Source organism: Xanthomonas sp. SS (assembly GCF_014236835.1).
Classification (GTDB): domain Bacteria; phylum Pseudomonadota; class Gammaproteobacteria; order Xanthomonadales; family Xanthomonadaceae; genus Xanthomonas_A.
In genome coordinates, this window is record NZ_CP051190.1 from 4,203,615 (window position 1) to 4,227,928 (window position 24,314).

General features: G+C 71.4%; 12 protein-coding genes and 1 pseudogene. All 13 read right to left on the minus strand.

All coding sequences use genetic code 11. The features are described 5' to 3' along the window. Positions 1-53 precede the first annotated feature (53 nt). Positions 54-653, minus strand: a pseudogene (gene gspM / locus HEP74_RS17645) (type II secretion system protein GspM); the annotation flags it as partial. After that, positions 634-1,758: a PilN domain-containing protein gene (locus tag HEP74_RS17650; protein ID WP_185813966.1), complete on the minus strand. Its 1,125-nt coding sequence runs from the start codon at positions 1,756-1,758 to the stop codon at positions 634-636. The pseudogene gspM and the gene HEP74_RS17650, both read right to left, overlap by 20 nt. Then, positions 1,755-2,615 (minus strand): type II secretion system minor pseudopilin, encoded by an 861-nt coding sequence (locus HEP74_RS17655; protein ID WP_185813967.1) that lies wholly within the window; start codon positions 2,613-2,615, stop codon positions 1,755-1,757. Before HEP74_RS17655 ends, HEP74_RS17650 begins: the two co-directional genes overlap by 4 nt. Continuing rightward, positions 2,612-3,262, minus strand: a complete 651-nt coding sequence (locus HEP74_RS17660; RefSeq protein WP_185813968.1) for a type II secretion system protein J — start codon at positions 3,260-3,262, stop codon at positions 2,612-2,614. Before HEP74_RS17660 ends, HEP74_RS17655 begins: the two co-directional genes overlap by 4 nt. Then, positions 3,259-3,675, minus strand: coding sequence for a type II secretion system protein XpsI (gene xpsI, locus HEP74_RS17665; RefSeq protein WP_185813969.1), 417 nt, complete (start codon positions 3,673-3,675; stop codon positions 3,259-3,261). The genes HEP74_RS17660 and xpsI overlap by 4 nt, the downstream gene beginning before the upstream one ends. Next, positions 3,672-4,121, minus strand: coding sequence for a type II secretion system protein XpsH (gene xpsH / locus HEP74_RS17670; protein WP_255427986.1), 450 nt, complete (start codon positions 4,119-4,121; stop codon positions 3,672-3,674). Before xpsH ends, xpsI begins: the two co-directional genes overlap by 4 nt. A gap of 79 nt (positions 4,122-4,200) precedes the next feature. Continuing rightward, the gene (gene gspG / locus HEP74_RS17675) at positions 4,201-4,635 is read right to left on the minus strand and encodes a type II secretion system major pseudopilin GspG (RefSeq protein WP_185813971.1); all 435 of its coding nucleotides are present in this window, start codon (positions 4,633-4,635) and stop codon (positions 4,201-4,203) included. A gap of 27 nt (positions 4,636-4,662) precedes the next feature. Next, positions 4,663-5,409 (minus strand): hypothetical protein, encoded by a 747-nt coding sequence (locus tag HEP74_RS17680; protein WP_185813972.1) that lies wholly within the window; start codon positions 5,407-5,409, stop codon positions 4,663-4,665. A 19-nt stretch (positions 5,410-5,428) separates the two neighbouring features. Then, a complete protein-coding gene (gene xpsF / locus HEP74_RS17685; protein WP_185813973.1) occupies positions 5,429-6,643 on the minus strand; it encodes a type II secretion system protein XpsF in 1,215 nt (404 codons plus the stop codon). 112 nt (positions 6,644-6,755) lie between these two features. Next, on the minus strand, positions 6,756-8,447 hold the full coding sequence (gspE, locus tag HEP74_RS17690; protein WP_185816685.1) for a type II secretion system ATPase GspE: 1,692 nt from the start codon (positions 8,445-8,447) through the stop codon (positions 6,756-6,758). Between the two features lie 399 nt (positions 8,448-8,846). Then, positions 8,847-10,736 carry a S8 family peptidase gene (locus tag HEP74_RS17695; RefSeq protein ID WP_185813974.1) on the minus strand — a complete coding sequence of 630 codons (1,890 nt, stop codon included), beginning with the start codon at positions 10,734-10,736 and terminating at the stop codon, positions 8,847-8,849. A gap of 161 nt (positions 10,737-10,897) precedes the next feature. Further along, positions 10,898-19,117, minus strand: a complete 8,220-nt coding sequence (locus tag HEP74_RS17700; RefSeq protein WP_221893133.1) for an ESPR-type extended signal peptide-containing protein — start codon at positions 19,115-19,117, stop codon at positions 10,898-10,900. Between the two features lie 954 nt (positions 19,118-20,071). After that, positions 20,072-24,127, minus strand: a complete 4,056-nt coding sequence (purL, locus tag HEP74_RS17715; protein WP_185813975.1) for a phosphoribosylformylglycinamidine synthase — start codon at positions 24,125-24,127, stop codon at positions 20,072-20,074. Positions 24,128-24,314 lie beyond the last annotated feature (187 nt).

A 24,314-nucleotide genomic window follows, 5' to 3' on the forward strand; every position in this document is an offset into this window, starting at 1 on the left:
CCCACAGGCGGCGACGGTGGCATGCCCGGCGGCACGCCTGCGGCGGCGGCGGGCGGCGGCAGCATCGCGTTCGGGCGCAGATAGCCGGCCAGTTCGAAGGCCACGTCCAGGCCGTTGCCGCTCTCGCCCGGCGACAGTTGGTAGCGCTGCGCCATCACGTTGAGGTTGTCCACGAACAGCGCCGGGGTGCCGCTTTCCAGCGCGTGCAGCACCGCCGCCAGTTCCGGCGTGCCGCAGCGCAGCCGCACCTGCACCGCGACGCGGGTGAAGCGGTCGCGGCGGTTGTCGGCGGCCAGCGGCGAACGGTTGCTGATCGCGCAGCTGCGGTTGCCGGGGCTGGCGGTGGCCACCGCGCTTTCCAGGCGCTGCACCAACCCGGCCGAAGCCAGCTCGGCCGAGGTCTCGCGCAGGAAGCCCGGGCGCGCGGCCAGGTCGCGTTGCGCCTGCTGCAGCCGCTGCGCCACCTGCGGCGCCTGCTGCAACTGCATGCGCACGCGCAGTTCGCGCTGGCGCAATTCCTGGATCTGCGCCTCGACCTCGCGCATCGGCACCGTCCACCACGGATGCACCAGCAGCAGATAGGCCAGCGCCAGCGCCGCCAGCAGCAGGCCCAGCGCCAGCCAACGGTCGCGCTTATCGACCTGCACCGGCATTGGCGGCCTCCTTGCGCTTGGTTCCGGCCAGTTCGGCGGTCAGGGTGAAGCGGTCGCGGTGGCTGCCCGGATCGGCCTGCAGCACGCCGGTCAGCGACGGCGTGCGCCACAGCGGCGAACCCTCCAACCGCCCAACCAGCGAGGACGCTTCGCTGCTGAGGCCGATCAGCTGCAACTGGTCGCCCTCGACCGAGAATTTTTCCAGATAGGTGCCCTCGGGCAGGCGCTTGCTCAGTTCATTCCAGATTTCCAGCGCGGTCGGGCGCTCGGCGCGCAGTTGGTCGAAGAAGGCCGCGCCTTCGACCAGGTCCACCAGTTGCTGGCGCTGCGCGGACACGCCGCGCGCGCGCTGCGCGCCGCTGTCCACTTGCGCTTGCAGCTGCTCGAGCGCGTCGCGACGATTGTCCAACAGCTGCCAGCCGGCGGCGAACAGCGCCAGCAGCGCGGTCGCGGCCAGGATCGCGTTCCAGCGCCGCATCGGATCGGCGCGGCGATGGCGCTGCTCCGGCGGCAGCAGGTTCACGCCCAGCGGCGCGCCGTCGGCGCCGGCGACATCGACTCCGGCCAGGGTCGGGCGCAGCGCGCCGGCGCTGGCGTGCAGTTCGTCCAGCACGCGGCGCGGCGCCACCACCAGTTCGGCGTCCAGTTGCGCATCGTCGCGGCGCGCGCCCAGGCGCACGTCGTAGACCACCTGGTCGGCCTGGAACGGCGTCTGCCGGTCGATCTCGAAGCGGACCACGTCGCGCAGGTGTTCGGCGGCCGCGGCCGGAAGGCGCAGCGTGCGCTGCAGCGCGGACTGCGCCGGCAGCAGCCAGACCCGCGGCAATGCGGCCAGGCGCGGGCCGAGCACGGCCTCCAGGTCGCTCGGCAGCAGCGGCCACGGCAACGCCAGCGGCGTGCCCAGTTCGGCATCGATCTGGCGCGCGACGTACAGCTGTTCGCCCTCGCGCCACAGCAGCAGCCGCGCCTGCGACCAGCCCAATTGCAGCTGCCAGCGCGGCGGCAGCCACGCCATCAGCGAACGCTGCCACCAGGCCAGCAAGCCGCCGGCACCGGGCGCCATGCGCACGCCGAGCTTGTCCATCGTGTCCCGCCACGCAGTCATCGAACGGTCGATCCTTCTTCCCATCGCAGCACAGTGTAGGCGGAGCCCGGTAGCGCCGACGAGCCTGGACGCACCACCGCGCGCAGCACCGCCGCGCGCCCCGCGGCCAATTGCGCCCGGCTTTCGATGCTGTAGGTGCCGCCGCCCCCGCCGATCGCCGCGGCCTGCGCCGGGTCGTTGCGCTCGCGTTGCGCCAGCACCTGCTGCGCATCCAGGCCGAGCGCGGTCAGCACCGGCGCCGGCGCGAAATCCGGCGCCGGACGCGAAATCCCGCTGTACAGGGTCAGGTTCGGCAGCAGCTTGGCGTACAGATCCGCGTCCATGCCCAGCACCAGTTGCAGTTCGGCCAGGCTCTCGAACGGCGCGTCCTTGGCGCCGTACGGCAGCCCGGCGGCGGCGTAGTCCGGGTCCTCGGCGCCGCCGTTGGGCTGGCTGAGGTTGTCGGCGTCGCGCCAGTCCACGATCGCCGCGGCGATGCGGTCGGCGCGCTGCGGATCGCCGCCGACCGCGCGCACCAGCGCCGCCAGCAGCGGCGCGTCGGCCAGGTTCAGATCGACCTTGCCGCTCTCGTCGGTGATCCGCAAGTCGATGGTGGCGTCTTCGTACTGCCAACGGTAGCGGCGCCCGTCCGCGCGCCAACCCGGCTGCGTCGGCGTGCCGGCGAGCCGGGTCAACGCGTACTCCAGCCCGGCGCGGGCGCGTTCCTGCGCCGCCGCGCCGTCGCCCAGCACCTTGCCCTGCAGGCCCTCGGTGCGCGCGGTCAGCGCGAACGCGCCGATCAACGCGGTCAGCAGCGCGATCAGCCACAGCACCAGCACCAACGCCGCGCCGCGCGCCTGCCGAGGTGTCGCGCTCATTGCCGCGCCTCCGCGCCGCCGGCCTGGCGCAACGCCACCACCAGCGGCGGCCACACCATGCCGTCGTCGCTGCTCAGTTCGATCGACACCAGCAGCGGCAATTGGTCGGTCTTCTCCCAGCGTTCCTGCCAGGGGCCGATCGTGCCGCGCTCCGGATCGATGCCGCGGTAGCGGAAGCGCACCTGGCGCAGGCCATCGGCCAGCGGCTCGGGCGCACGCGGCTTCTCTTCGGCGATCTGCTTGCCGGCCTGCACCTGCACCAGCGCGATCGCCAGCCGCTGCCGGCCGCTATCGCCGCTGACACTGAGGTCGTGCACGTAGGGACCGCCGCGGCCCAGGTAGTCGGGAAGATCGGCGACGAACTGCATGCGCTGCGGTTCGCCGACGAAGCGCACCGGCTGCAGGGTGCGGCTGTCGATGTCCAGCGCCAGCGCCTGCGCGCCGCTCAGGCGCCGGCGCAGGAAGCCCTCGACCGCGCGCATGCGCTCGCTGCGCCCGGCGATGGTCTCGCCGCGGCCGCTGATCGCGGTGGCCGAGCGCAGCGTGGCGAAGGCCAGGGTCAGCCCGCCGACCAGCAGCACCGTGGCCAGCAGCACTTCGATCAGGGTGAAGCCGCGCGCGGCGGCGCGGCGCGGTGCGCGGTTCACTGCGGCACTCCGTTGTTCTGCGCGCTGACCAGGCGCAGCGTCTTCCACTGCAGCGCCTGCGCCGGCGCATCGCCCCAACGCACCTGCAGGTTCAGCTGCAGCAGCGTCGGCGCGCCCGGCGTCAGGGTCGTGTCAGGCGGGCGCCGCGCATCCACGTACGGCGCCACGTCCAGGGTCCAGCGGTAATGGCCCTGCTCGAAGCTGCCCTGTTCGCGGCCGGGCTGCAGCGGCTGCTCCACGCCTTGCGCGGCCAGCACCGATTGCGCGTACAGCGTGGCGCGGCTGAGCTGGTCGGCGCGCTGGACCTGGCGCGCGGCGCCGGACAGCGAGCCGAGCAGCAGGGTCAGCGCCAGCGCCAGCAGCGCGAACGCCACGATCACCTCGATCAGCGTGTAGCCGCGTTGCGCCTTCATGGCATGCCCTGCTGCGGCGGGCGTCCGACCTTGACCTCGCCGGTCAGCCAGGCCACGTCGATGCGCCAGCTGGCCTTGCGGGTCAGCAATTCGATGCGCCCGCCGGTGGCGGCGCCGTCCTCGAAGAACTGGATCGCGCCTTCGTCTTCGCGCCGCTGCGCCTCGCGCGCGCCGCTGAAGCGGATCGCCAGCGACGGCGGAATCTCGCCGTGACGGCCGTTGGGCGCCTGCCAGCGGTGCGCCTGCGGATCGATCAGGAAACGCTGCGGCTGGCCGCTGGCGATCGCCTGCGCCCGCGTGTAACGCAGTTGCGCGGCGATCTCCTTGGCCGATGAGCGCAAGCGCATGCCGTCGATGCCGCCGGTCAGCACCGAGGCCGCCAGCATCGCGGCGATCGCGATCAGCCCCACCACCAGCAGCATCTCCAGCAGCGACACGCCGCGCATGCGCGCACGCGCCAGCGGTACGCACGCGTGCGCACCGCGCTGGGGAACGCCGGCAGGGGCATGGATCACGGCGCCGGGATCACTCGTACTTGATGTCGGCGTCGTAGCTGGTGCCGCCGGGCTGGCCGTCCTTGCCCAGGCTGATCAGGTCGAACGGCTTGCCGTCGCCCGGCACCTTGTACTCGATCGGGTGGCCCCACGGGTCGTTCAACTCGGCGGGCTTGGCATACGGGCCGAGCCAGCCGCTGACGCCGCCCGGCGCGGCGACCAGGTCGTCGAGCTTGGACGGCAGCTTGCCGGTGTCGAGCTGGTAGTTGTCGATCTTGCCGGCCATGGTCTGGATCTGCGACTTGGCCAGGTTGGCCTTGCCGCGATCGGCGCCGCCCAGCACGCGGCTGCCGACCAGGGTCAGCACCGCGCCGATCAGCACGATGACGATGATGATTTCCAACAGGCTCATGCCCGACTGGCGCGCGGCGGAAGGAGAACGGGTCAGGGAACGGATATTTCGCATTGCATCGGATCCTTGCGGTGGAAAACCTTATGTAACCGAACGCGGTGACAAGGGTCGCCATCGTGTGCGGTGCGTGCAGCTGCGCTTCATGCGCGGGAACGGGATTGGCGTGGCGGCGATCGACGCATGCCGCAGTTCGAGCATGATGTGGCGCACAGATGCCGTGGTCATGGTTGCCGCCATCGCTTGGACCGCGCGCGGCGCCCTGGGTTCACGTTGCCATTCATGGCGCGGCACCATGGGCGCCGGAGGCGCCATGGCACAGCGCGTGAATGCTGCCGGCATTGCCGTTGCCGTCCATGGCGCGACATCGCCGCGCCTTGACAGACCTGCCCGGCCATCCATGGCCGGGCGTTCGGCCATGCGCGAACCAGTGGTTCGCGAACGCATGGCATCCTTCAATCCGGCAATTCGCTGCGCCTTGGGTTCACGCCGCCATCCCTGGCGCGGCACCACGTGCGCCGGAAACGCCGGCCCGGCCATCCGTGGCCGGGCGTTCGGCGCCACATGCGCCATGGCGCAGCGCGAGGATGCTGCAAGCATGTCCGCTGCCGTCCATGGCGCGACATCGCCGCGCCCTGACAGACCTGCCCGGCCATCCATGGCCGGGCGTTCGGCCATGCGCGAACCAGTGGTTCGCAAACGCATGGCCTCCTTCAATCCGGCAATTCGCTGCGTCTTGGGTTCATGCCGCCATCCCTGGCGCGGCACCACGTGCGCCGGAACCGCCGGCCCGGCCATCCGTGGCCGGGCGTTCGGCACCACATGCGCCATGGCGCATGAGCGTGGCGCCTCACCCAATCGCATTGGTGAGGTCGTATAGGGGGACGAGGACGGAAATGATCACCAGCCCGACCACCGAGGCCAGGACCAGGGTGATCAACGGCACAAGCGCGGCGAGCAGGCGGTCGATCGCCTGCGCGGTTTCCTGTTCGAAGGTGTCGGCGGTCTTCAGCAGCATCGTGTCCAGCGCGCCGGATTCCTCGCCGACCTGGATCATCTGCAGCGCCAGCCGCGGGAAGCGTTTGCCCTTGGACAGCGACGCCGACAGGCCGTGGCCGTTCTTGACGTCGTCGGCCGCGGCGCCGACGTCGGCGGTCAGCGCCAGGTTCGACAGCACGTTGCGCGAGATGCCCAGCGCGGCCAGCAGCGGCACGCCGTTGCGCAGCAGCGTGCCCAGGGTGCGGGTCAGCCGCGCGGTTTCCAGCCGCGCGATCAGCACGCCGATGAAGCGCTGCTTCAGCAACCAGGCGTCGAAGCTGGCGCGGAACACCGGATCGCGGCGCTTGCGGTCAATCGCCAGCAGCGCCAGCCCGGGCACCACCAGCAACACGATCCACCAATCGCGCACGAACAGGCCCACGCTCAGCACCGCCTGGGTAAACCACGGCAGCTGCACGTCCAGGCTCTCGTACATCAGCGCGAACTGCGGCACCACGTAGCCGAGCAGGAACAGCAGCGCGCAGCCGACCACGCTGACCAGGATCGCCGGATAGATCAGCGCATTGATCACCCGCCCCTTCAGTTCGCGGCTGCGCTCCAGGTATTCGGCCAGGCGCTGCAAGGTGTCGTGCAGGCTGCCGCCGGCCTCGCCGGCGCGGACCATGTTGATGTACAGACGCGAGAACAACCCATGCTGCCGCTCCAGCGCGGTGGACAGCGGAGCGCCGCCGCGCACCGCGTCGCGGATGTCGCCGACGGTGCGCTTGGAACGCTCGTCCTCGGGCAGTTCGAGCAGGATCGTCAGCGCGCGGTCCAGCGGCTGGCCGGCGCCGAGCAGGGTCGCCAGCTGTTGGGTGAACTGCACCAGCGCCGCACCGTCGAACGGCTTGGGCCGGAACAGGCCGCGCAGCGAGGTGCCGCCGCCCTGCGCCGCGAGCTTGGCCTCCATCGGCATATGCCCCTGCTCCTGCAGGCGCAGCGCCACCTCGGCGTCGCTGGCGGCCTCCATCTGGCCTTCCAGGATCTCGCCGTGCGGGTTGAGCGCTTTGTAGCGGTACAGGGGCATTAGGGCTGGGAATGGGGAAAGGGGAATCGGGAATGGGAAAGCGGGCTGCGCGCGTGCCGGCGCGGCCGCGGCAGCGCCACGATGCAAATGCGCGCTGACGCACCTGCGCGCATCAGGTTTCCTCCGTCACGCGCAGCACTTCCTCGATCGTGGTCTGGCCGCTGAGCGCCTTGCCGATGCCGTCCTCGTACATCGTGCGCATGCCCGCTTCGCGCGCCAGCTGTTCGATTTCGCCCATGCCGGCGTGGCGCATCACCGCGCGGCGCAGCGCGTCGTTCATCACCAGGAATTCCATGATCGTGGTGCGGCCCAGGTAGCCGGTCGGCGCGATCGCCGAAGGTCGCGGGCGGAACAGGAAGATCTCGCCCTCGGGCTGCAGCCGGCGCAGTTCGAACTTCTCGATCTCCTCCGGCGAAGCCGGATAGCGCTCGGCGTGGGTCGGCTCCAGCCGCCGCACCAGGCGCTGCGCCAGGATGCCGTTGATGGTGGAGGTCAGCAGATAGTCCTCCACGCCCATGTCGAGCAGGCGGGTGATGCCGCCGGCGGCGTTGTTGGTATGCAGCGTGGACAGCACCAGGTGGCCGGTCAGCGCCGACTGGATCGCGATGCGCGCGGTTTCCAGGTCGCGCATTTCGCCGATCATGATGATGTCCGGGTCCTGGCGCACGATGCTGCGCAGCGCGTGCGAGAAATCCAGCCCGATCTGCGGCTTGGCCTGGATCTGGTTGATGCCCTCTATCTGGTATTCGACCGGATCCTCGACAGTGATAATCTTGACGTCGGCGGTGTTGAGCTGGCTCAGCGCGGTGTACAGCGTGGTGGTCTTGCCCGAGCCGGTGGGGCCGGTGACCAGCAGGATGCCGTGCGGCTGCTCCAGCACCTTGCGGAACTGCGGCAGGAATGCGTCGGTGAAGCCGAGCCGGTGGAAGTCGAACACCACCGTCTCGCGGTCGAGCAGGCGCATCACCACGCTCTCGCCGTGGGCGGTGGGCATGGTGCTCACGCGCAGGTCCAGTTCCTTGCCCTGCACGCGCAGCATGATGCGTCCGTCCTGCGGCAGGCGGCGTTCGGCGATGTTGAGCTTGGCCATGATCTTGACCCGGCTGATCACCGCCGCGGTCAGGTTGGCGGGCGGGCTTTCGCCGTCGATCAGCACGCCGTCGACGCGGTAGCGCACCTTCAGCCGGTTCTCGAACGGTTCGATGTGGATGTCCGAGGCGCGCAGTTCCACCGCGCGCTGGATCACCAGGTTCACCAGCCGGATCACCGGCGCTTCCGAAGCCAGGTCGCGCAGGTGCTCGATGTCGTCGGCCGCCGTGCTGTCGCCGTCGGCGGTCTCCACGATCGCGCCCATCGCGCTGCGGCCCTGGCCGAACCAGCGCTCGATCAGGTCGTCGATCTCCGAGCGCAGGCCGACCCGCGGCAGCACCTGGAAACCGGTGGCCAGGCGCACCGCATCGGCGGCATAGGCCTCGTGCGGGTCGGACATCCACAGTTCCAGCACGCCGTCGTGCTCGCCCAGCGGGCACACGTGGAATTGCTTGAGGAAGCGCAGCGACAGCGGCTGCGCCTCGGGCAGGTGCTCCGGCGCGGTGGCCGGCAATTGCTTGGCGTCGAGCAGCGGCAGGCCCAGCACTTCGGCGCTGACCTCGGCGTGGTCGCGTTCGGACACCAGCCCCAGCCGCGCCAGCAGCGACAGCAGGCCGCCGCCGGATTCGCGCTGCAACTGGCGCGCGCGCAGCAGGTCGCCCTCCTTGAGCCGGCCCTTGGCCAGCAACGCATCGACGATGCGCGCCTCGGGCATATCGACAGCGGCAGCAGTGTCCTTGACGAGCGCGTTCACACAATCCCTCCAGAGCGTGCGGCGACTTTAGCAGTTCGGCGCGACTTGCCGCCTGCCTGCGCCGCGCCGGCCCGCCGCACTGTCTACGACGCCGCAGCAGCGCGGCACGCCGTCATTGGCATGACATACGCGGCGCGCAACATCGCGCGTTGCGGCGTCGTATGCACGGCGAGCGCGGCGTCGGCGCTGCAGCGCACAAGCGCGGCGGACAGCGGCCGCACGCCTGCGCAACGGTGGCTGCGCCGGCAGCGGCCGCGAACGCTGCGCTCGCGGTTTTCAGCTCCCGAACGCAGAAAACCCGGCCGAAGCCGGGTTTCCTGGGTCACTCCGGCGCCGTCGCCGGCGCCGTCCACTGCACGCTTACTGGCGCGCGACCAGGCTGACGCCGCTGTAGCTCGAGGTGCCGACCAGCTTGACGTAGTAGGTGCCGGCCTGCGGCGCGGTGAAGCGCACCGTCTCGTTGTTGCCCGGACGCGCCGACTTGGCGTCGTAGCTGGTGGTGCTGGGCTCCTTGTCGAAGCTCACGTACAGCGACACATTGCCGCTGCCGCCGTAGGTGAGGAAGCTCAGCACCGCGCCAGCCTCGGCCTCGAAGCTGTACAGCACCTCGTTGCCTGCGGCACCGGTCAGGCCGGCCACCGCCACCTTGTTGGTCAGCGCGGTCGCCGGCGGTGCGCATTCCTCGGTCTGCGGATCGCACGGCACTTCCAGCGCCTTGTCCAGCGCGGCCTTGGCGTCGACGATGCCGGTACCGATCGGGGTGCTGGTCGGGATCGACACCGGGAACGGACGCGCGGTCTGCTTGAGCAGGGTTTCCAGCGCGGCCGGGGTCAGCGGCGCATTGCCGGCGGCGATCGCCGCGCTCTGCACCAGGGCCGCCACCGCCGCCACGTGCGGCGAGGCCATCGAGGTGCCGCCCATGCCCATGTAGGTGTAGTTGCCCGAAGTCGGCGTGGTCGCGCCGGTGTAGCCGTTCTGCCAGACGTAGCCGCCCGGGTTGCCGTCCACGCCGCCGCCGCCGCCCGGACCGGACAGGTCCACCGCCGCGCCATAGTTGGAGTAGGAGGCGATGCCGCCGGTGATGCGCGTCGCGCCGACCGCGATCACGTTGGCGCAGCTGGCCGGACGGAAGTTGGCGGCATTGCCGGCGCTGTTGCCGGCCGCCACCACCACCGTGGTGCCGCGCGCCACCGCGCCGTTGATCGCGTCCTGGTACAGCGCGTCGCAGGTGCCGCTGCCGCCCAGGCTCATGTTGATGACCTCGGCCGGATTGGCGTTGGCCGGCACGCCGGCGACGGTGCCGCCGGAGGCCCAGGTGATCGCGTCGGCGATGTCGGACAGGTAGCCGCCGCACTTGCCGAGCACGCGCACCGGCAGCACCGTGGCGTTGGGCGCGACGCCGGCCATGCCAACGCCGTTGTTGGTGGCCTCGGCGACGGTGCCGGCGACATGGCTGCCGTGCCAGGAGCTGTCCTCGGCCAGCGAGCCCGCATAGCACTCGTTGTCGTTCTCGACCCAGTCGCCGTAGTCCAGCGCGCCCGGCACGCGCGCGTCGGTCGGACGCCGCGAGGTCTCCGCATCGGAGATGAAGTCATAGCCCTGCAGCAGGTTCACCGCCACGTCCGGATGGTTCGGCAGGATGCCGGTATCCAGCACCGCGACGACCACGCCGTCGCCCTTGGACACGTCCCACGCGGCCGGCGAGTTGATGCCGCCGGTGGCGCTACTCAGATGCCACTGGTACTGCGCGTACAGCGGGTCGTTGGGCACCAGCTGCGGCTGCTCCAGCGCAGCCTTGGGCAGCTCGGAGCGCTGCTGTTTGAGATCCTTCACCGCGTACTTGACCGCCGGATCGGCGGCGATTTCCGCCACCACCTTGTCCACGTCGGCCTTGCTCAACTTGCCCGACAGGCGGATCAGGTCGGCGCCCACGCCGAGGGTGCGCACGTATTCGGCGCGCACGCTGGCGGCCGCGGCACGGGAGATGCCGTTGCTGCCGCCCAGGCTGGCGCGGGTCACCGCCGACTGCACCGCCGACAGCTTGGCGCTGCGGTCGCTGGCGGCGGCGGTGCCGGCGTTGTAGCGCACCACGATGCGGCTGGAAGTCTGCGCGTCGGCCGGCGCGGCCTTGGCCGGCTGCTTGACCGGCAGCGACGCGGCACCGGCCGCGAATGCGCTCGAGGCCCCAAGCGACATTGCCAGCATGGCGGCGGCGATGGCATTGATACGGAGATTTTGCTTGTCGATCACGTTGACGTCCTCTTCAAAGTTTCGTGGATCAGGCGACTGTTGCGGCCGTAAAAAAACTCCTTTTTCCCGAATCCGTTGGCCGGCCCAGCCAAGGTCCTTAGGTCTGCCCCCTCAGGCCATTGCGTGGGCGGACGGCGGCACGCGCCGCCGTCCGCGATGGCTCACCAGCCGAAGCCGGCACCGATGCCGACCGAGCTGTCGTCGCCGCTGAACGCGCCGCCGATGGTCAGCGTGGCGCGCTCGCTGAAGGCGCGCTGGTAGCCCACCGACAGCGCCGACTCGCCGTTCTGGAAACCGACGCCGGCACCGACCCGGTTCTGGGTGCGGATGCCCGCGGCGCTGGTGGCCATGTTGAGCATCGCCGCGCTCATCGCGCCCTGCCGGTCGATGCGGCGGTCCTGGTCGCGTAAGCGCGCATCGACATCGCCGCGCAGCACGTCGAAGCTGTCGGCCATGGTGTTGAAGCGCGTGTCGGTGTACGACTTGGCGGTGGCGACGCCGCTGTCGAGCTGGCCCTTGTTGACCGCATCGGTGGCCTGCGTGCCGGCGGCGACGTTGGCGACCTGGCGCTCGTTGCCGGCGCTGCCCACCGACACCGTGTTGGCGCGGTCGGCGACCGACCCCTGGCCCAGCGCGACCGCTCCCTGCGCGGTGGCGCTGGCACCCTGGCCGAGCGCGGTGCCCGAGGCGGCGGTGACGCTGGCGCCCTCGCCCATCGCCACCGCATTGGTCGCCACCGCGGCGATGTGGCTGTTGGCGCCCACCGCGGTGCTGCCGTCGGCGTTGACCTTGGCGTTGCTGCCGATCGCGGTGTCGTTGGGGCCATGCGCATAGGCGCTGCCGCCGATCGCGGTGCCGGTGACGTCGTTGGCGCGCGCCGCGGTGCCGACCGCGGTCGCGCTCGCCCCCGCATCGGCCACGACCGCCTCGCCGACCTGCGCGGTGGACGCGGTGCCGGACACCGTCGCCGACTCGGACGCCGCCTGCGCGGTGGCCACGCTCGACTCCGGCTCGGCCACCGAGGCCACGCTGGCGACACGCGCATTGCGGGAGACACTGGCAGTGCCGCCGCTGCGCGCATCCAGTTCGCTGACCTTGCCATCCAGCGCCGCCAGCGCATCGCCGACGTTGCTGTAGCTGGCGCCCTGGATCACGTAGGTCGGCGCCACGAACAGGCCTTGCGCGCCGAGCCCGGCACCGCCGCCGAGGAACGTGGCCATGTTGCTCAGCGACTGGTACAGCTGGCTGCCGTTGATCGCCTCGGTGCTGCCGGCGGCGATGCTGCCCGCGGTCAGATTGACGATGCGCCGGGTGGCCGGGCCGCCGCGGCCGTTGCCGCTGCCCAGCGACACCGTATCGGCCTCGTAGACGCGCGAACCGGCGCCGAGCGCGACCGCATTGTCGGCCGACACGCCGGCGTTGGCGCCGATCGCCACACCGTTGCTGCCGCTGTTGCGGACGAAGCTGTTGTAGCCCAGCGCCACGCCGTTCTCGCCGATCGCATTGGTCTGCAGGCCGATGGCGGTGCTGCGTGCGCCGCTGGCCGAACTGCTGGCGCCCGACGCGGTCGCGCCGGCGCCGCTGGCGAGGCTGTCCACGCCCAGCGCGGTGCTGCGCAGGCCGCTGGCGGTGGCGCCGGCACCGGCCGCGGTGCTGTTCACACCGCTGGCGCTGGCCACGCCGCTGCCCGAGCTCTGGAAGTCGGCGCTGGTTTCGCCGGCGGCCGCCGCCACCGCATCGAGCTGCGTCTTGTTCACCGCATCGGTGGCGTTGACCGCCGCGCCGACGTTGGTGATGCGACGCGTGGCCGGCGCGCTGACCCCGTTGCCGCCGCCCACCGACACCACGTTGGCTTCGCTGGCGCGCGAACCGGCGCCGAGCGCGACGCTGTTGCTGCCGCTGGCCCAGGCGCTGGTGCCCAGCGCGGTGGCGTTGATGCCGCTGTAGGCGTAGGCATCCTGGCCGATCGCGGTGCCGCCCTGCGCGGTGGCCCAGGCGAACTGGCCCACCGCGGTGGTCTGCGCCGCGGTGGCCCAGGCCGACGCGCCGAGCGCGGTCGCATCCTCGCCGGTGGCGCGGGCGCTGTAGCCCAGCGCCGATGCATACGCGCCGGACGCGGTGCTGCCCCAGCCCAATGCCGAGGCGTAGTCGCCCGCCGCCTCGGCGCCGTAGCCGAAGGCGCTGGTGCGGGTGCCGCTGGCACTGCTGAACGCGCCGACCGCAGTGCTGTAGTCGGTCGTGGCTTCGGCCTTGTAGCCGTTGGCGGTGGACTGCACGCCGCTGGCCGTGGCGCCGGCGCCGCTGGCGCTGCTGAACGCGGCGGTGGCCTGCGCGCCCGCACCGAGCGCGGTGGCGCCGACTTCGCTGGCGGTGGTGGTGCCGTCGAGCAGCACGTTGCCGGCGTCGTCGGTGTAGTACAGCGAGCCGCCGATCGCGGTGCTGGACTCGCCGGTGGCAGTGGCGTTGTAGCCGGACGCGGTGGCGTACTGCGCACCGGCCAACGCGCCGCTGCCGAACGCCGAGGCGCCGGTGCCGAAGGCATTGGACGCCTCGCCGGCGGCGGTGGCGTAATTGCCCTCGACATAGCTGCCGACGTCGTCGGCCGGCGCTGCGCCGCCGCTGGCCTTGAACTGCTTGCCGGTGGCATCGGCGGACTGCTTGACCGCATCCAGCTGCGCAACGTTGACCGCATCGGTGTCTTCGGTACCGGCGGCGACGTTGGCGATCTGCCGTTCGCTGCCGACGCTGCCCACCGACACGGTGTTGTCGCGATCGGCCTCGGACCCTGCGCCCAGCGCCACGCTGTTGCTGGCGGAGGCATAGGCGCCGTAGCCGAAGGCGCTGGAATCTTCGGCGCTGGCGTAGGCCAGACTGCCGATGGCGGTGCTGAAATCGGCGGTGGCGCCGGCGCCGGCACCGAATGCCGACGAATTGGCACCGGAGGCCTCGGCCGGAATCAGCCCGAAGAACGAGGTGCCGCCGACCGCGACGCTTTCCTCGCCGGACGCCACGCTGGACTCGCCCAGCGCCACGCTGCCGCTGCCCGAGGCGGCCGCACCGACACCGACCGCGGTGCCGTAGTCGCCGCTGGCGAGCGCGCCGTAGCCCAGCGCCGAGGACAGGTAACCGCTGGCTTCGCTGTAGCCGCCGAGCGCGGTGGCACCGATGTTGGAAGCGCTGCTGCGGAAGCCCGTGGCGGTGGCCTGGTTGTCCGAGGCCACCGCTTCGCTGCCGGTGGCGGTGGAATAGGTCCCGCTGGCCTGCGCGCCGGCACCGCTGGCGGTGGCGCCGATCTCGCTGGCCAGCGCACCGTTGCCGATGGCGATGCTGTCCTGGCCCAGCGCCTGACTGTCGCTGCCGAGCGCGACCGCATCGCTGCCGCTGGACACCGCGTTGAAGCCGATCGCGGTGGCGCCGGCGGCCAGCGCATTGGCGCCGCCGCCCAGCGCGGTGCTGCCGTCGCCGATCGCATTGGCCGCCTCGCCGGCGGCCAGCGCATTATCGCCTTCGACATAGGCGCCGGCATCGCTGGCGTCGCTGCCGCTGGCCTGGAAGTACTTGCTGGTGGTTTCCGCCGCCTGCTTGACCGCATCGAGCTGGGCGACGTTGACCGCGTCGGTGGCGTCGGTGCCGGCGGCGACGTTGGTGATCTGGCGCTCGTTGCCGGCGCTGCCCACCGACACGCTGTAGGCGCGGTCTGCGACCGAACCCGCACCCAGCGCCACGGCGTTGGAGGCGGTCGCCTCGCTGCCGGCGCCGATCGCCACTGCGCTTTCCGCATCGGCCAGGCTGTTGGTGCCCAGGGCGATGGTGTTGACCTGGTTGCCCAGCGCCTGGAAGCCCATCGCCACGCTGTAGTTGCCGTAGCCGAACGCACCGCGACCCACCGCGGTGGCGCTGAGGCCCGGTGCCCAGCTGTTGAAGCCGATCGAGGTGGCGCCGCTGCCGCTGGCCCACGCCCCGGTGCCGAATGCCGAGGCATTGGTGCCGGTCGCCCAGGCCGAAGCGCCGAACGCCGAGGCGCCATCGGCGGTGGCCCAGGCGTACGCGCCGCTGGCGGTGGCGTCGTCGCCGCTGGCCCAGGCATTGTCGCCCTGCGCCAGGCTGTAGCTGCCGGTCGCACGCGCCTTGTAGCCGCCGGCGGTGCTGTGGTCGCCGGTGGCCTGCGCGCCATAGCCGGTGGCGGTCGCCAGCGCGCCGGTGGCCTGTGCGCCGGCACCGATGGCGGTGGCGTTCTCGCCGGCGTTGGCGCCGATCATCTGCGCATTGCCGTCGGCATCGGTGATCGGCTGGTTGTACTGGTCGAACGCCTGGCCCTGGCCGCCAATGGCGGTGCTGCCGGCGCCGCCGGCGGTGCTGCCGTTGCCGAGCGCGACCGCATCGCTGCCGATCGCGGCGGCGCCGCTGCCGTACGCGGCCGCGCCGTTGCCGTAGGCGTTGGCCGCATCGCCTGCCGCGACGGCGCCCTCGCCATCGGCGTAGGCGCCGACCGTGCCGCTGCCGCTGCTGGTGAAGAACTTGGCGGTGGTCTCGGCGGTCTGCTTCACCGCGTCCAGCTGCGCCACATTGACCGCGTCGGTGGCCTGGCTGCCGGCGGCGACGTTGGCGATCTGCCGTTCGCTGCCCACATCGCCGACCGACACCGTGTTGGCGCGGCGCGCGACCGAGTTGGAACCCAGCGCCACGCTGTCGGCGGCGAGCGCGGTGCTGTAGTAGCCGATCGCGGTGCTGTTGGCGCCGCTGGCCCAGGACTCGGCGCCGAGCGCCGTAGCGAAGGCGCCCGGCGCATAGGCGAAGTAGCCCAGCGCGGTGCTTTCCAGGCCGGAGGCCTCGCTGAGGCTGCCGCTGGCCAGGCTGTAATCGCCCGACGCGATCGCGCCGGCGCCGAACGCCGCCGAGCTCTCGCCGCTGGCCTGGGTCTGCACGAACAGGCCCAGGCCCGGGATCAGGTCGGCCGGGCCGCCGACGGCGACGCTGCTGGCGCCGGTCGCCGCGCTCTGCGTGCCGATCGCGGTGGCGTAATCGCCGCTGGCATTGGACACCGCGCCGAACGCCGAGGCCTGCGCGCCGCTGGCATAGGCGCCCACGCCCACCGCCGAGGCGGCAAAGCCGCCGGCATCGGCGCTGGCGCCCAGCGCGGTGCCGCCGACGCCGGCGCTGGTCGCACCGGTATCCACCGCCACCCCGCCATTGGTGATCAGCGGGTCGCCGTTCTCGTCGACCGCTACCCCACCCACGGCCACCGCCGCCGGGCCGGTGGCCTGCGCGTTGGTGCCGAACGCGGCGCTGTTCTGCCCCGCCGCGACCGCGCCGCTGCCCACCGCGGTCGCCCCGCTGCTCAACGCATCGGCGCCAGCGCCGAGCGCGGTGCTGCCGTTGCCGATGGCATTGGCCGCCTCGCCCGCGGCCAGCGCATCGTCGCCTTCGACATAGGCGCCGGCGTCGCTGTTGCCGGCGCTGGCCTGCAGATACTTGCCCGCTTCCTGCAGCTGCGCGACGTTGACCGCATCGGTGGCCTCGGTGCCGGCGGCGACACTGGTGATCTGCCGGGTCAGGCCGCTGGCCACGTCGCCGACAGAGACGCTGTTGTCGCGGTCCGCGTAGGAATACGCGCCGAGCGCGACCGCGCTGGATGCGGAACGTTCCTGTGCATCCGCGAGCCAGCTGCTGACCCGCGCGCCGTAGCCGATCGCGGTCGCGTCGGTGCCGTTGGCCGCGCTGTTGGCACCGATCGCGGTGCTGCTGTCGTGGAACATCGAGGTCACCGCATCGGCGCCGAGAGCCACGCTGTTGGCGGTCCACGCGGTGGACGCCTGGCCGATCGCCACTCCGCCCTCGCCCGCGGACAGCGCATGGGCGCCGAGCGAGACGGTGTGCGGCGCGAACGAACCGGCGCTGTGGCCGATCGCCACCGAGTCGACGGCATCGTTATCAAAGCTCGGGAACACGTTGGCGTTGTAGCCCAGCGCGATCGCGTAGTTGCCCTGGCTCTGCGCGCCCGCGCCCAGGGCGACGCCGCCGACGCCGGTCGCCGCGGCGATGCCGACGCTGTTGCCGGCACTTTCGGCGGCGGTGCTGACGCCGCCGATGGCGACGCTGTCGGTGCCGCTGGCCAGGGCATTCATGCCCATCGCCACGGTGCTGGTCGCGGTCGCCCGCGCGCCGATACCGGTCGCGGTGGCGTAGTCGCCCGCAGCGCGCGAGCCGTAGCCCACCGCCGTGCCCAGCGCGCCGGACACTTCGGACAGGCCGCCGACCGCGGTGGCGCCGTCCTGGAAGGTCTGCGCGTGGTAGCCCAGCGCGGTGCTCTGCACGCCGCTGGCGGAACTGCCGGTGCCGACCGCGGTGCTCAGCGCATCCAGCGCCTGCGCGCCGCCGCCGACCGCGGTGGCCGCAGTGCCCAGCGCCTGCGTGGTCTGCTCGCGACTGCCGACGATGAAACCGTCGTCGTCGTATTCGTAGACGGTGGCGACGCCGCCGATCGCGGTCGCCGACTCGCCATTGGCAGTGGCATTGGCGCCGAGCGCGCTGGCGTTCTGGCCATTGGCCACCGCGCCGCTGCCGATCGCCGAGGCGGCGGTGCCGCCGGCGAAGCTGCTGGAGCCGAGGGCGGTGGCGTAGTCGCCATCGGCCAAGGCGTTGGAACCGGAGGCGGTGGCGTCTTCGCCCTGCGCCAGCGCGCTGCCTTCGCCGTTGGCGGAGAACAGGCGCGCGGTGGTGTCGGCGACGTTGGCGACCGCATCGAGCTGGTCCAGGTTCACCGCATCGGTGCCCTCGGTGCCGGCGGCGACGTTGGCGATCTGGCGTTCGTTGCCGGCGCTGCCGACCGACACCGTGTCGGCGCGGTCGGCAGTGGAACCCTGGCCCAGCGCGACGCTGCCGGCGGCCGACGCCTTGGCGCCGTAGCCCAGCGCGGTGGAGTCCTCGGCCTGCGCCCATGAGGCGCCGCCGAGTGCGGTGCTGGAGTCGCCGTCGGCCGAACTGAGCCAGCCGATCGAGGTGGAGAACGCGCCGTTGGCCCAGGCGCCGGCGCCGAACGCCGAACCGCCTTCGCCCTGCGCTTCGGTCGTCAAAAAGCCCAGCACGCTGCCGCCGACCGCGGTGCTGGATTCGCCGCTGGCCAGGCTCGACTCGCCCACTGCCACGGCACTGCCGCCGCTGGCATTGGCGCCGTAGCCGAACGCGGAGGCGAACTCGCCGCCGGCCTGGCTGAAGCCGCCGTTCGCGGTGCTCGCCAGACCGCCAGCTGCGGCGGAGAAACCGGTCGCCGTGCTCTGCACGCCGTCGGCGCGCGCGGCGGTACCGAGTGCGGTGGAGAACGCGCCGTTGCCCTGCGCCCCGGCGCCGAACGCGCTGGCGCCCTGCGCCGCGGCGCTGGTGGTGCCTTCCAGCAGCACCTCGCCGTTCTCGTCGACGATCGACAGCGCACCGCCAACCGCGGTCGCCGAGGCGCCCGTCGCGGTCGCGTTGCTGCCCACCGAGGTGGCATTGCCGCCGATGCTGGTGGCGCCGCTGCCGAGCGCGCTGCTGCCGTTGCCGATCGCGTTGGCGGCTTCGCCGGCGGCCAGCGCGTTGTCGCCTTCGACATAGGCCCCGGCGTCGCTGTCGGCGCTGCCGCTGGACTGGAAATACTTGGCGGTGGTGTCGGCGGTCTGCTTCACCGCGTCGAGCTGGGCCACGTTGACCGCGTCGGTGGCTTCGCTGCCGGCGGCGACGTTGGTGATCTGGCGTTCGGCGCCGGCCTTGCCGACCGATACGCTGTTGTCGCGATCGGCGAGCGCATCGGCGCCCAGCGCCACGCTGTTCTCGCCCTGCGCCACGGCGGCATTGCCCAGCGCGGTGCTGTTGTAGCCGGACGCGCTGGCGAAGCCGCCGACGGCGGTCGCGAAGTCGGCATCGGCGGTGGCGCCCAGGCCGACCGCCGCGGTGGCGGTGCCGTTGGCGACGCTTTCGGCGCCGAGCGCGGTCGCGCCGATGCCGCTGGCGGTGCTGTAGTAGCCGAGTGCAGTGGATTCCAGGCCGTTCGCTTCGCTGAGCGCGCCGCTGGCCACGCTGCCGTCACCGCTGGCGTTGCTGGCTGCGCCGGTGGCGGTGCTCTGTTCGCCGCTGGCGTTGCTTTCGGCGCCGACCGCGGTGGCGTAGTCGCCGCTGGCGCTGGCGCCGTCGCCGATCTGCAGCGCCTGCGCCTGTACGGCCGAGGGCAGTACGGATCCGCCGGCGCCCAGCGCCATGGCGATCGCGGCCGACAAGGCCAGGCCCTGCGCGCGCCCAGCCCTGCCTTCGCGAACGAGCTGGCCGCGGGAATCGCCGCTGGCCAGTTCCGAGGCCACGGTCCACATCCCCAACGCCTTGTTCCAGACCTTGCGATAAATCCGATTCATCGAGTACTGCTCCTCAATAGGCTGGTTTTTGGTCAAAAAGCCACCCTCGCCCGGCATTCCAGCCGGCCGACCCCCTGTCGGTATTTGCGCCGCATCCCTGACCCGGAGCGCGAGAGGCTGGTGCCTGTCGCTGCGCGTCTGCCTTGATGAACCAAGACGAAATGCGGAACTGTCTGGAGTGTTAACCCCGTATCTTGAGTACGTCAAGTTTTTGACTAAAAACGGCACGAACAGGGATGGAAATCTCGGATTTACAACTTAATTGTTAATATTTCGATAAATTTCAATCAAAACAAGACATTCCGCCAAATTCTCGGCACGGCACTTGCCATGCGTTGACATCGGGAGGGAGCGACATTCGCTGCTGCGCCAAGGGTTTGACGCAGATCGGGGGTGATGGCGGAAAGCGGTTGCCGCTGGTCTGAGGGAGGGGCCGCGTTCCGCCGTGCACAAGCGCAACTGCGCAGAACGCGGTCGTTGGCCGGCGGTAGAAGGCGATGGCCGGGCAGTCGCCGGCGGGTGCGCATAGCGGGGGCTTCTTCAGCCGGTTGCAAGCTGCGGCGGCTGGCGGTCACTCGGCGATTCGGGACGGCTCCGGCAGTTCACCGAGGCTTCGCCCGTACCCTCATCCGCCCCTGCGGGCCACCTTCCCCCGAAAAGGGGGCCATGGTCCCGAGGGGAGAAGGGAACAGCCGAGCGCGCAAAGCCCCTCTCCCATCGGGAGAGGGGTTGGGGTGAGGGTGCGGCGCGCAGCGTCTCGCGATGTTTAGGGTGCACGAGGCTTCGCCCGCACCCTCATCCGCCCCTGCGGGGCACCTTCCCCCGAAAAGGGGGCCATGGTCCCGAGGGGAGAAGGAAACAGCCGAGCGTTCGTAGCCTCTTTGCGCCGGAGGCGCAGGGTGAGCCCGTATCACGCAGCCGCGCCCGCCGATGGCGGACGCGGCAGGCGGGCGCTCAGCCCACCCACACCCGCGCGTTGCGGAACATGCGCAGCCACGGCGAGGCATCCGCCCAGCCCTCGGGGTGCCAGCTGAGGTTGAGCGCACGCGGGGTGCGCTCGGGATGCGGCATCAGGATCGTCACCCGGCCGTCGTCGCTGGTCAGGCCGGTGATGCCGTCGGGCGAGCCATTCGGGTTCAGCGGATAGCGCGCGGCGACCTCGCCGTTGCCGTCGACGAAGCGCAACGCCACACGCGCGGCGGCCTGGTCCACGGCGTTGTCGAACTCGGCGCGGCCTTCGCCGTGCGCCACCGCCACCGGCATCCGCGAGCCAGCCATGCCGCGCAGGAAGATCGATGGCGACTCCACCACTTCCAGCAGGCTGGTGCGCGCCTCGAACTGCTCGCTGCGGTTGCGCAGGAAACGCGGCCAGTGTTCGGCGCCGGGGATGATGTCCTTGAGCTGGCTGAGCATCTGGCAGCCGTTGCACACGCCCAGCGCGAACGTGTCCGGGCGCGCGAAGAACGCCGCGAACGCATCGCGCAGCGCGGGCCGCTCCAGGATCGAGGTGGCCCAGCCGCGGCCGGCGCCGAGCACGTCGCCGTAGCTGAAGCCGCCGCAAGCCGCCAGCCCGACGAAATCGGCCAGGTCCACGCGACCGGCGATCAGGTCGCTCATGTGCACGTCGAAGGCGCGGAAACCGGCTTGCTCGAACGCGTTGGCCATCTCGATCTGGCCGTTGACGCCCTGCTCGCGCAGGATCGCCACCTTGGGCCGCTGCCCGCTGGCGACGAACGGCGCTCCCACATCCTCGGCCGGGTCGAACGCCAGCTTCGGCTTCAGCCCAGGCGCGGCGAAATCGCGCGCCACCGCGCGTTCCTCGTCGGCGCTGTCGGGGTTGTCGCGCAGCTTCTGCATGGCGTGGCTCACCGACCACCACGCGTCGAACAACTCCTCCCAGCGCCATTCGACCAGGGTCTTGCCGGCCAGCCCCACGCGCACCACCGCGGCGGTGCTGGGGCGGGCGATGCGCTGCGCGCACTCGGTCAGCGCGTGCCGCTCGATCAGATCGGCGAACGCGGCGCGGTCCTCGTTGGCGACCTGTACCACCGCGCCCAGTTCCTCGTTGAACAGGCTGCGGAAGGGATCGTCGCCCCAGGCATCGAGATTGATCTCCAGGCCCTGGCGCGAGGCGAACGCCATCTCGCACAGGGTGGCGAAGGCGCCGCCGTCGCTGCGGTCGTGGTAGGCCAGCAGCAGCCCGGCCTCGCGCGCATCGCGGATCAGTTCGAAGAACGCGCGCAGGCGCTGCGCATCGTCCAGGTCCGGCACCGCGCCGCCGAAGGCCGGCAAGCCGCCCTCGGCATGCACCTGCGCCAGTACCGACCCGCCCAGGCGCTGCTTGCCGCCGCCCAGCCCGATCAGCCACAACTCGCTCTCCGCCTCGCGCGCCAGCAAAGGCGTCAGCTGCGCGCGCGCGTCGGCCACCGGGGCGAACGCGGTGACGATCAGCGACACGGGTGAAACGCTCTTGTGCGTTGCGCCGGGACCGGAGAATGGGGAATCGGGAATCGAAGAAGCGGAGTCGTCGGTCGCGGAAACGTCGCGCGTTTCCCCATTCCCGATTCCCGATTCCCGATTCACGGCGGTCACCGCCCACTGCGCCTGCATCGACAACGAATCCTTGCCGACCGGAATGCTCAGGTCCAGCTGCGGGCACAGTTCCATGCCCACCGCCTTGACCGCAGCGTACAGCCGCGCGTCCTCGCCGGCGTGGTTGGCCGCGGCCATCCAGTTCGCCGACAGCTTGACCTGCGCCAGCGCCTCGACCGGCGCCGCGCACAGGTTGGTGATCGCCTCGCCGACCGCCATGCGCGCCGCCGCGGCGGCATCGAGCAACGCCAGCGGGGTGCGCTCGCCGATCGCCATCGCTTCGCCGGCGTAGGTCTCGAACCCGGCCAGGGTGATCGCGCAATCGGCCAGCGGCAGCTGCCACGGACCGATCATCTGCTCGCGCGCGGTCAGCCCGCCGACGCTGCGGTCGCCGATGGTGACCAGGAAACTCTTCGCCGCCACCGCCGGATGCGCCAGCACACGCAACCCGGCCTCGCGCAGGTCCAACGTGTCGGTGTCCAGTTCCGGCCAACGCGGTGCCGGCGGCCGCCGCGCATCGCGGTGCATCTTCGGCGGCTTGCCGAAGAGGACGTCCATGGGCAGGTCGATGGGGTGCCGGGATTGGGGATTGGGGATTGGGGATTCGTGAGAAGCAGGTGCGGCTGGCTGTTCACCATTCCCGATTCCCGATTCCCCATTCCCGTCGCCGAAGACCCCATATCCCACCACCAGCCGTTCCTCGGCGGTCGCCACGCCGACCGCGGCGAACGGGCAGCGTTCGCGTTCGCAGATCGCGGCGAATTCGGCCAGGCGCGCCTGCGGCACGCCGAGCACGTAGCGTTCCTGCGATTCGTTGCACCACAGCTGCATCGGCGACAGCGACGGGTCGTCGCTGGGCACGCGGTCCAGGTCGATGAGGCCGCCCACGCCGGAGTCGTGCAGCAGTTCGGGAATGGCATTGGACAGTCCGCCGGCGCCGACGTCGTGGAACCAGCGGATCGGGTTGTCGGCGCCCAGCGCCACGCAGCGGTCGATGACCTCCTGCACGCGCCGCTCCATCTCCGGGTTGTCGCGCTGCACGCTGGCGAAATCCAGGTCCTCGGCGCTGTCGCCGGAGGCCACCGAACTGGCCGCGCCGCCGCCCAGGCCGATCAGCATCGCCGGGCCGCCGAGCACGATCACCGCATCGCCCGGCTGCAGGCGGATCTTCTCGACCTGGATGCGGTCGATCGCGCCGAGGCCGCCGGCGAGCATGATCGGCTTGTCGTAGGCGCGGGTCAGGTCCTGCGTCTCGGGCAGTTCGAAGCTGCGGAAATAGCCGAGCAGGTTGGGCCGGCCGAATTCGTTGTTGAACGCGGCGCCGCCGAGCGGGGCCTCGAGCATGATCTCCAGCGCCGGGGCCATGCGCGGGTTCAACGGGCGCTCGGCTTCCCACGGCTGCGGCAGGGTCGGGATGCGCAGGTGCGAGACGCTGAAGCCGGTCAGGCCGGCCTTGGGCTTGCCGCCGCGACCGGTCGCGCCCTCGTCGCGGATCTCGCCGCCGGCGCCGGTGGAGGCGCCCGGGAACGGCGCGATCGCGGTCGGGTGGTTGTGGGTCTCGACCTTGATGCAGAACGCCGACGGCGTCACCGGCTCGCTGCGGTATTCGCCGCTGGCCGGGTCCGGGCGGTAGCGCGCGGCCGGATGGCCTTCCACCACCGCCGCATTGTCGCTGTACGCGCTGAGCGTGTGCTGCGGGGTCTGCTGGTGGGTGTGCTTGATCATCCGGAACAGCGAGCGTTCCTGCTCCTTGCCGTCGATGCTCCAGCTGGCGTTGAAGATCTTGTGCCGGCAGTGCTCGGAATTGGCCTGCGCGAACATCATCAGCTCGACGTCGGCCGGATCGCGGCCGAGTTCGCCGAAGCGCTGGCGTAGGTAGTCGATCTCGTCCTGGGCCAGGGCCAGGCCCAGCCGCGCGTTGGCCGCTTCCAGCTGGTCCAGCGCGATGCGCTCGACGTCGCCGCGCACCGGCGCCTGGAACAGCGCCTGCGCCTGCGCGGCGCCGTCCAGCAGCGACTGGGTCATCGGGTCGTGCAGCAGCTTGGCCAGCGCCGCCTGCTGGATGGTGTCTTCCGGCCAGCCGGCCAGGTCCAGGCGGGTGCCGCGCTCCACGCGGCGGATCGCCAGGCCGGCGCCGCGCACCAGTTCGGTGGCCTTGCTCGACCACGGCGAGCGCGTGCCCAGCCGCGGCACCACGTAGCGCGAGCGGATGCCCGCCTCGGCCACGGCCGGCGCGTCCTGCGCCTGCAGGATGCGCTGCGCGGCGGCGGTATCCACCGCGCCGTCGGCGTCGCTGTCGATGAAGTAGACGTGCCAGGCGCCTGCGATGCGCAGACCGGGAACGACGGATTGCAGGCGGGTTTCGAGCCGAGCGCGACGGAACGGCGAAAGGGCGGAAGCGCCCTCGAGGACGATCATGTCCGGGGAACCGTGTGAGGTAAACGGGCTGCGTAGTGTAGCCGGGACTCGGGACCGGGGACTCGGGACTCGCAAAAGCTGTTTTAAGGGAGCGGGGAAATTCCCAGAAAATCAATGACTAACACACACGACGCGAACGCCCACGTCAACGTTCACATGCCGGGGGACGCGCGTTTGCGAATCCCCA

Bases quoted from the DNA above. Each gene is read 5' to 3' on its own strand.
- gspE (WP_185816685.1), bottom strand. From the start codon at position 8,447: ATGCCCGAGGCGCGCATCGTCGATGCGTTGCTGGCCAAGGGCCGGCTC.
- xpsI (WP_185813969.1), bottom strand. From the start codon at position 3,675: ATGAAGGCGCAACGCGGCTACACGCTGATCGAGGTGATCGTGGCGTTC.
- gspG (WP_185813971.1), bottom strand. From the start codon at position 4,635: ATGCGAAATATCCGTTCCCTGACCCGTTCTCCTTCCGCCGCGCGCCAG.
- xpsF (WP_185813973.1), bottom strand. From the start codon at position 6,643: ATGCCCCTGTACCGCTACAAAGCGCTCAACCCGCACGGCGAGATCCTG.
- HEP74_RS17700 (WP_221893133.1), bottom strand. From the start codon at position 19,117: ATGAATCGGATTTATCGCAAGGTCTGGAACAAGGCGTTGGGGATGTGG.
- purL (WP_185813975.1), bottom strand. From the start codon at position 24,127: ATGATCGTCCTCGAGGGCGCTTCCGCCCTTTCGCCGTTCCGTCGCGCT.
- HEP74_RS17655 (WP_185813967.1), bottom strand. From the start codon at position 2,615: ATGAGCGCGACACCTCGGCAGGCGCGCGGCGCGGCGTTGGTGCTGGTG.
- xpsH (WP_255427986.1), bottom strand. From the start codon at position 4,121: ATGCGCGGCGTGTCGCTGCTGGAGATGCTGCTGGTGGTGGGGCTGATC.
- HEP74_RS17680 (WP_185813972.1), bottom strand. From the start codon at position 5,409: ATGGCGCATGTGGTGCCGAACGCCCGGCCACGGATGGCCGGGCCGGCG.
- HEP74_RS17650 (WP_185813966.1), bottom strand. From the start codon at position 1,758: ATGACTGCGTGGCGGGACACGATGGACAAGCTCGGCGTGCGCATGGCG.